A 7,675-nucleotide genomic window follows, 5' to 3' on the forward strand; every position below is an offset into this window, starting at 1 on the left:
TCTTCCTATGAAACGGTTCTTGCCATGAAGCTGCCCGACAAGCTCGGTCCCATCCACTTCATCGGCATCGGCGGCATCGGCATGTCCGGCATCGCCGAGGTGATGCACAACCTCGGCTACACGGTTCAGGGCTCCGACGCCTCCGACAACGCCAACGTGCGGCGGCTCGCCGACAAGGGCATGAAGACCTTCGTCGGCCACGCCGCCGGCAACGTCGAGAATGCCGGCCTCGTCGTCGTCTCCACCGCGATCCAGCGCGACAACCCCGAGCTGATGGCCGCCCGCGAGGCCCGGCTCCCGGTGGTGCGCCGCGCCGAGATGCTGGCCGAGCTGATGCGCTTCAAGTCCTGCGTCGCCATCGCCGGCACCCACGGCAAGACCACGACGACCTCCCTCGTCGCGACGCTGCTCGACGCCGGCAACATGGACCCGACGGTCATCAACGGCGGCATCATCAACGCCTACGGCACCAACGCCCGCATGGGCGAGGGCGAGTGGATGGTGGTGGAGGCCGACGAATCCGACGGCACCTTCCTCAAGCTGCCGGCGGACGTCGCCATCGTCACCAACATCGACCCCGAGCACCTCGACCATTTCGGCTCGTTCGACGCGGTGAAGGACGCCTTCCGGCGCTTCATCGACAACATCCCGTTCTACGGCTTCGCGGTGATGTGCATCGACCATCCCGTGGTCCAGGACATGGTCGGCCACATCGAGGACCGGCGCATCATCACCTACGGCGAGAACCCGCAGGCCGACGTGCGCCTGATCGACGTGGACCTCCGCGGCGGCCAGAGCCGCTTCCGCGTGATGATCCGCGACCGCCGCCCCGGCTTCCGCATGGAGATGGAAGACCTCGTCCTGCCGATGCCGGGCAAGCACAACGCGCTCAACGCCACCGCGGCGCTGGCCGTCGCCCACGAGCTGGGCGTGTCCCCGGAGGCGATCCGCAAGGCGCTCGCGGGCTTCGGCGGCGTCAAGCGCCGCTTCACCCGCACCGGCGAGTGGAACGGCGCGCAGATCTTCGACGATTACGGACACCATCCGGTGGAGATCAAGGCGGTGCTCAAGGCCGCCCGCGCCTCCACCGAGGCCAAGGTGATCGCGATCGTGCAGCCGCACCGCTACTCGCGCCTCGCCTCGCTGTTCGACGACTTCTGCACCTGCTTCAACGACGCCGACACGGTCATCGTCGCCCCGGTCTACGCCGCAGGCGAGGCGCCGATCGAGGGCATCGACCGCGACGGCCTCGTCGCAGGCCTGCGCTCCCGCGGCCACCGCGACGCGCAGGCGCTGGAGCGTCCGGAAGACCTCGCCGGCATGGTCGCCGCGCACGCGATGCCCGGCGACTACGTCGTCTGCCTCGGCGCCGGCAACATCACGCAATGGGCCTACGCCCTGCCGGCGGAGCTGGCGGCGCTGAAGGGGTGAAGCCGTGCGCTCGTCCGATACGCAACGGACGAGCCTTCGCAGGAGGTTGCGCCGAACGGAGACCGAAGCCGAACGCAAGTTATGGCTTCGCCTGCGCGATCGAAGACTCGGCGGGTTCAAGTTCGTGCGGCAGGAGAGCATCGGCGCCTACATCGCGGATCTTGCCTGTCGTGAGGCGAAGCTCATAGTCGAAGCCGACGGATCGCAGCACGCCGAGAGTGCAAGGGACGCCGTTCGGGATGCCTGGCTCAAGGGCCAGGGCTATCGCATCCTCCGCTTCTGGAACCACGAGATCATGAACACCCCCGACGCCGTGATCGACACGATCCTCGCCGCGCTGCCCCCCTCTCCCCGCGGGCGGGGAGAGGACGCCCGACACTTCGTCGTGTCGGGCGTGAGCCCGCAGGGCGAGGGTGAGGGGGTCTCGACGATCGTGCCTCGTTCGGAACCGCCCCCTCACCCCCGGCTGCCGCCTCGCTTCGTCGACGACGAGGTCGACGAAGCCCTCTCCCCGCGTGCGGGGAGAGGGGGGGCGCACACATGACCGCCTTCGCCGACATCACGCCCGCGATCCGCGCCGGCGCGCCGAACCTGCGCGGCCGGCTGCTGGCGAACCCGTCGCTGGCCGACCTGACGTGGTTCCGCGTCGGCGGGCCGGCGCAGGCGCTGTTCACGCCCGCCGACGAGGAGGACCTGGCTCACCTCCTGGCCGGGCTCGACCCCGAGATCTCGGTGACGGTGATCGGGCTCGGCTCGAACCTGATCGTGCGCGACGGCGGCATCCCCGGGGTCACGATCCGGCTCGGCGGCAAGGCCTTCGGCGCGGTGGAGATCGACGGCGACACCTTGCGCGCCGGCACCGCCGTGCCCGACATGCGGCTGGCGAAGGCCGCGGCCGAAGCCTCGCTCGACGGGCTCGCCTTCTTCCGCGGCATCCCGGGCTCGGTCGGCGGGGCGCTGCGCATGAACGCCGGCGCCCATGGCGGCGAGACCACCGACGTGCTCGTCGAGGCCCGCGGCGTCGACCGGCGCGGCGCGCTTTGCCGCTTCACCCACGAGGCGATGGGCTTCACCTACCGTCATTCGGCTGCGCCCGAGGACGTGATCTTCACGAGCGCGCTGTTCCGCGGCCGCCCCGGCGAGCGCGCCGCGATCGAGGCGGAGATGGCGCGGGTGACCGAGGCCCGCGAGGCGGCCCAGCCGATCCGCGAGCGCACCGGCGGCTCGACCTTCAAGAACCCGCCGGGCGGCAAGGCGTGGCAGCTCGTCGACGCCGCCGGCTGCCGCGGGCTGACGCGGGGCGGCGCCCAGGTCAGCGAGATGCACTGCAACTTCCTGATCAACCGCGACGGCGCCACGGCGGCCGACATCGAGGGGCTCGGCGAAGAGGTGCGGCGGCGGGTGCACGAGACCAGCGGGGTCCCGCTGCACTGGGAGATCAAGCGGATCGGCGTCTCCGCCGACGGCTCGACGCCGACCTTCACCTGAAATCCGTTCGTCCTCCTTCGATACGCGCCACGGAGCCGCCCATGTCCAAGCACGTCGCCGTCCTGATGGGGGGCACCTCGTCCGAGCGCGAGGTCTCGCTGAACTCCGGCACCGCCTGCGCCGACGCGCTGGAGGGCGAGGGCTACCGCGTCACCCGCGTCGACGTCGGGGCCGACGTCGCCGCCGTGCTGTCGGAGCTTCGGCCGGACGCGGCCTTCAACGCGCTGCACGGGCCGGCGGGCGAGGACGGCACGATCCAGGGGCTGCTCGAGATCCTGCGCATTCCCTACACGCATTCCGGCGTGCTGGCTTCGGCGCTCGCCATGCACAAGGAGCGGGCGAAGGTCGTGATGCGGGCGGCCGGCGTCAGCGTTCCAGAGGGCCGGGTCGTTAACCGGCATGATGCCGCGAAGTCACACCCGATCGCGCCGCCCTACGTCGTCAAACCGGTCTCCGAAGGCTCGTCGATGGGCGTCATCATCGTGCGCGACGGGTGCTCGCATCCGCCCCAGATCCTGGCCTCCGAGGAGTGGGTCTTCGGGGAGGAAGTCCTTGTGGAGACTTACGTTGCGGGCCGCGAGCTCACCTGCGCGGTGATGGGCGACCGGGCGCTCGGCGTCATCGAGATCAAGGCCGCGTCGGGGGGGTGGTACGACTACGACGCCAAGTACGCGCCGGGGGGCTCGATCCACGTCCTGCCGGCCGAACTTAAACCAAATGTTTACCAGCGTGTCCAAGAGTTGTCGTTAACGGCGCATCAAGCACTGGGCTGCCGGGGCGTCAGCCGTGCCGACCTTCGCTACGACGACACACCGGGTGGCACCGGTGCCCTCGTCGTCCTGGAGGTCAACACGCAACCCGGCATGACCCAGACCAGCCTTGTGCCGGACATGGCCGCCCATGCTGGGTATCGTTTCGGTGAGTTCGTACGATGGATGGTGGAGGACGCGTCTCTGGGCCGCTGAGCCCCGCTGGGTTTCCCGGCGCGACCGGTCCTGCCGCGCGCTTCGCTGGGCAGGGCGTGGCCGGGCAGGGCTTGGCTGGGCAAGGCTTGGCCGGGCAGGGCCTGGCCGGTAGCGTCCTCTCCCGGCTTCCGCGCTTCCTGCGCCGGTCCGATTCCCTGCGCCGCGGTCGGCCAGGCCCGTCGATGGCCGAGCGCCTGCCGCGCGGCGTCGGCGCCCTCGGCCTCAGCACGGCCTTCGGCGCGCTGGCGCTCGCCGGCTTCGTCGCCAGCGGCCGCTACGACGCCTTCGTCGCCGAGAACGGCCGCCCCTTCGACATCCTCGCGCGCATCGCCGGCTTCGGCGTCGAGCGCGTCACCATCTCGGGCATCTCCCGGATGTACGAGCGCGAGGTGCTGGCCGCCGCCGGCATCGACTGGCGCGCGTCCGTTCCCTTCCTCGACGTCGCCGAGGTGCGCGCCCGCCTGCTGCGGGTGCCGTTGATCGCCTCCGTCTCGGTGCGCAAGATCTATCCCCGCGAGATCGTCATCAACCAGGTCGAGCGCGAGCCGGCCGCCCTTTGGCAGATGAACGGCGAGATCAGCGTCATCGCCGCCGACGGTACGATCATCGATACGATGCGCGACGACCGCTATGCGACGTTGCCGCTCGTCGTCGGCGACGACGCCAACACCAAGCTCGGCGAGTATCTCGCCCTGGTCGCCGCGGCCGGCCCGCTGGCCGACCGCATCCGCGCCGGCACCTACGTCTCGGGCCGGCGCTGGACGCTGAAGCTCGACGGCGTCGACATCCGCCTGCCGGAGGTCGAGCCCGGCGCCGCGCTGGCGCGCCTCGTCGAGCTCGAGCGCGCCAACCGACTGCTGGAGAAGGACATCATCGCCGTCGACCTGCGGATGCCCGACCGGGTCGTGGTCCGCCTCACCGAGGAGGCCGCGGCCGCCCGGGCCGAGGCCTCGAAGAAGACGAAGAAGGGGACGGCGACGTGAGCCCAGCCCAGGCGCTCCTTTCGACCACCCGCCGCCCCGCCCGTTCCCCGTCTTTCGCCGGTCAGCGCTGATGCATTCCCAACACGGCCTCACGCCCCGCCTGAAACCGCTCTCGGCGCGCCGCAGCACCACGCTGTCGGTGCTCGACATCGGCACGAGCAAGGTGGTCTGCCTCATCGCCGAGCTGCAGCCGGCCGAGGCCCTTTCGACGCTGAAGGGCCGCACGCACCTCGCCCGCATCATCGGCATCGGCCACCAGCGCTCGCACGGGCTGAAGGGTGGCGCGATCGTCGATCTCGAAGCCGCCGAGGGTGCGATCCGGCAGGCGGTGCACGCCGCCGAGCGGATGGCCAAGGTCGAGGTCCAGTCGGTCATCGTCAACATGAGCGGCGGGCGCCTCGCCTCGCAGCACTTCCAGGCGCGGGTCAACGTCCGCACCGGCACGGTCACCGGCGCCGACGTGGAGCGCGTCCTCGAGGCCGCGAGCGCCCACGGCGTCAGCCCCGGCCGCGCCGTGCTCCACGCGCTGCCGACCGGCTACGCCCTCGACGGCCAGGGTGCGGTGATCGACCCCTCGGGCATGATCGGCGAGGCCCTCGGGGTCGACCTCCACGTGGTCACCGCGGAGGCCGCCGCCGCCCGCAACGTCATGCTGGCGATCGAGCATTGCCATCTCGGCGTCGAGGCGGTGATCGCCACCCCCTACGCCGCCGGCCTCTCGGCGCTCGTCGACGACGAGGCCGAGATGGGCGTCTGCGTCGTCGACATGGGCGGCGGCACCACGAGCTTCGGCGTGTTCTCCGGCGGGCACCTCGTCCACACCGACGCGATCGCCGTCGGCGGCCACCACGTCACCATGGACATCGCCCGCGGGCTCTCCACCCGGGTCGCTGCGGCCGAGCGGCTGAAGACGCTCTACGGCTCGGCCATCGCCACCCCCTCGGACGAGCGCGACATGATCGCGGTCCACGGCGTCGGCGAGGACGAGGGCGAGACCCCGAACCACGTTCCGCGCTCGCAGCTGGTGCGGATCATCAAGCCGCGGGTCGAGGAGGTGGTCGAACTCGTCCGCGACCGTCTGCGCGCCGCGGGCTTCGCCGCCCAGGCGGGGCGCCGGGTGGTGCTGACGGGCGGCGCGAGCCAGCTCGTTGGCCTGCCCGAGGTCACCCGCCGGGTGATGCAGGGCCAGGTCCGGATCGGGCGTCCGCTCGGCATCCGCGGCCTGCCCGAGGCGGCCAAGGGTCCGGCCTTCTCGGCCGCGGTCGGCCTGCTGGTCTACCCGCAGGTGGCGCATGCCGAGCACTTCGAGCCGCGGGGCCAGCGCGCCTTCGCCGGCACGGGGACCGACGGGTACATCGGCCGCGTCTACGAGTGGCTGAAGCAGGGTTTCTAGGCGTTTTCCCGGGCGCCCTCTCGCGCCCGGCCTCGACGAATCGGCGTCTCCTCGACGGAGGCGCTCCGGACAACGCGTTAAAGGTCACGAAGGGCTCGACACCATGGCCATCTCTCTCCAGGCGCCTGACATCCGCGAACTCAAGCCCCGCATCACCGTGTTCGGTGTCGGCGGCGCCGGCGGCAACGCCGTCAACAACATGATCGAGTCGGGCCTGCTGGGCTGCGAGTTCGTCGTCGCCAACACCGACGCCCAGGCGCTGACCTCCTCGAAGGCCGAGCGCGTGATCCAGATGGGCCTCGGCGTGACGCAAGGGCTCGGCGCCGGCTCGCACCCGGAGGTCGGCTCGGCCGCCGCCGACGAGGTGATCGACGAGATCCGCGACCAGCTCTCGGGCGCGCACATGTGCTTCATCACCGCCGGCATGGGCGGCGGCACCGGCACGGGTGCCGCCCCCGTCATCGCCCGGGCGGCGCGCGACATGGGCATCCTCACCGTCGGCGTCGTGACGAAGCCGTTCCAGTTCGAGGGCCTGCGCCGCATGCGAACGGCGGAAGCCGGCATCCAGGAGCTCCAGGCCGCCGTCGACACCCTGATCGTGATCCCGAACCAGAACCTGTTCCGGGTCGCCAACGAGAAGACCACCTTCGCCGACGCCTTCGCGATGGCCGACCAGGTGCTCTACTCGGGCGTCGCCTGCATCACCGACCTGATGGTCAAGGAAGGCCTGATCAACCTCGACTTCGCCGACGTGCGCGCGATCATGCGCGGCATGGGCAAGGCGATGATGGGCACCGGCGAAGCGAGCGGCGAGAAGCGCGCCAGCCGCGCGGCCGAGGCCGCCATCGCCAACCCGCTCCTCGACGACGTCTCGATGAAGGGCGCCCGCGGCCTGCTGATCTCGATCACCGGCGGCGCCGACCTGACCCTGTACGAGCTCGACGAAGCCGCCACCCGCATCCGCGAGGAGGTCGACCAGGAAGCCAACATCATCCTCGGCGCCACCTTCGACGAGAGCCTCGACGGCATCATCCGCGTCTCGGTGGTCGCCACCGGCATCGAGCCGGCGCTGATCTCGGCCAACTCCCCGAACAACAAGGAGATCGCCGAGACCGAGCAGCGCATCGCCGAGGTCGCCGAGCGCCTGCGCTCCGAGGCCCGCTCGCGCGCCGCGCAGAACGCCCCGAGCTTTCGCGCCGCGGCCGAGCCGGCCGTGACCCAGGTTCAGGCGGCTCCCGTCCAGCCCGTGCGCCAGGCGGCGCCCGAGGCGGTGCATCAGCCCGAGATGCGGATGGAGCCGGCGCCCGTGATGCGCGACGACATCATGCTGACCCAGGCCCAGCCCCGCGCCGCCGCCCCGTTCGTGCCCGCCCCGGCGCCCGCGCCCGAGCCGGTCTCGCAGGCCCATGCCGGCC

Annotated in this window: 7 protein-coding genes; all 7 read left to right on the forward strand. The window is 71.2% G+C overall.

The window, feature by feature from the left end; genetic code table 11:
- The first annotated feature begins 24 nt into the window (after positions 1-24).
- Positions 25-1,431 carry a UDP-N-acetylmuramate--L-alanine ligase gene (gene murC / locus FV226_RS20140; RefSeq protein ID WP_147764278.1) on the forward strand — a complete coding sequence of 469 codons (1,407 nt, stop codon included), beginning with the start codon at positions 25-27 and terminating at the stop codon, positions 1,429-1,431.
- 46 nt (positions 1,432-1,477) lie between these two features.
- Positions 1,478-1,975 carry a DUF559 domain-containing protein gene (locus FV226_RS20145; protein ID WP_246691664.1) on the forward strand — a complete coding sequence of 166 codons (498 nt, stop codon included), beginning with the start codon at positions 1,478-1,480 and terminating at the stop codon, positions 1,973-1,975.
- On the forward strand, positions 1,972-2,919 hold the full coding sequence (gene murB / locus FV226_RS20150; protein ID WP_147764280.1) for a UDP-N-acetylmuramate dehydrogenase: 948 nt from the start codon (positions 1,972-1,974) through the stop codon (positions 2,917-2,919). The genes FV226_RS20145 and murB overlap by 4 nt, the downstream gene beginning before the upstream one ends.
- A gap of 41 nt (positions 2,920-2,960) precedes the next feature.
- Complete coding sequence (locus FV226_RS20155) at positions 2,961-3,884, forward strand: D-alanine--D-alanine ligase (protein WP_147764281.1); 924 nt, start codon at positions 2,961-2,963, stop codon at positions 3,882-3,884.
- Positions 3,851-4,867: a cell division protein FtsQ/DivIB gene (locus FV226_RS20160; protein WP_147764282.1), complete on the forward strand. Its 1,017-nt coding sequence runs from the start codon at positions 3,851-3,853 to the stop codon at positions 4,865-4,867. Before FV226_RS20155 ends, FV226_RS20160 begins: the two co-directional genes overlap by 34 nt.
- Positions 4,868-4,937: 70 nt before the next feature.
- Positions 4,938-6,260, forward strand: a complete 1,323-nt coding sequence (gene ftsA / locus FV226_RS20165; RefSeq protein ID WP_147753368.1) for a cell division protein FtsA — start codon at positions 4,938-4,940, stop codon at positions 6,258-6,260.
- 103 nt (positions 6,261-6,363) lie between these two features.
- Positions 6,364-7,675, forward strand: a 1,312-nt coding sequence (gene ftsZ / locus FV226_RS20170) for a cell division protein FtsZ (RefSeq protein WP_147764283.1), incomplete at its 3' end; no start/stop codon positions are given.

It is taken from the genome of Methylobacterium sp. WL12 (assembly GCF_008039475.1).
GTDB classification, from domain to species: Bacteria; Pseudomonadota; Alphaproteobacteria; order Rhizobiales; family Beijerinckiaceae; genus Methylobacterium; species Methylobacterium cerastii.

Coding starts and splice junctions, on each gene's coding strand:
- murC (WP_147764278.1), top strand. CDS start 25: ATGAAGCTGCCCGACAAGCTCGGTCCCATCCACTTCATCGGCATCGGC.
- murB (WP_147764280.1), top strand. CDS start 1,972: ATGACCGCCTTCGCCGACATCACGCCCGCGATCCGCGCCGGCGCGCCG.
- FV226_RS20155 (WP_147764281.1), top strand. CDS start 2,961: ATGTCCAAGCACGTCGCCGTCCTGATGGGGGGCACCTCGTCCGAGCGC.
- FV226_RS20160 (WP_147764282.1), top strand. CDS start 3,851: ATGGATGGTGGAGGACGCGTCTCTGGGCCGCTGAGCCCCGCTGGGTTT.
- ftsA (WP_147753368.1), top strand. CDS start 4,938: ATGCATTCCCAACACGGCCTCACGCCCCGCCTGAAACCGCTCTCGGCG.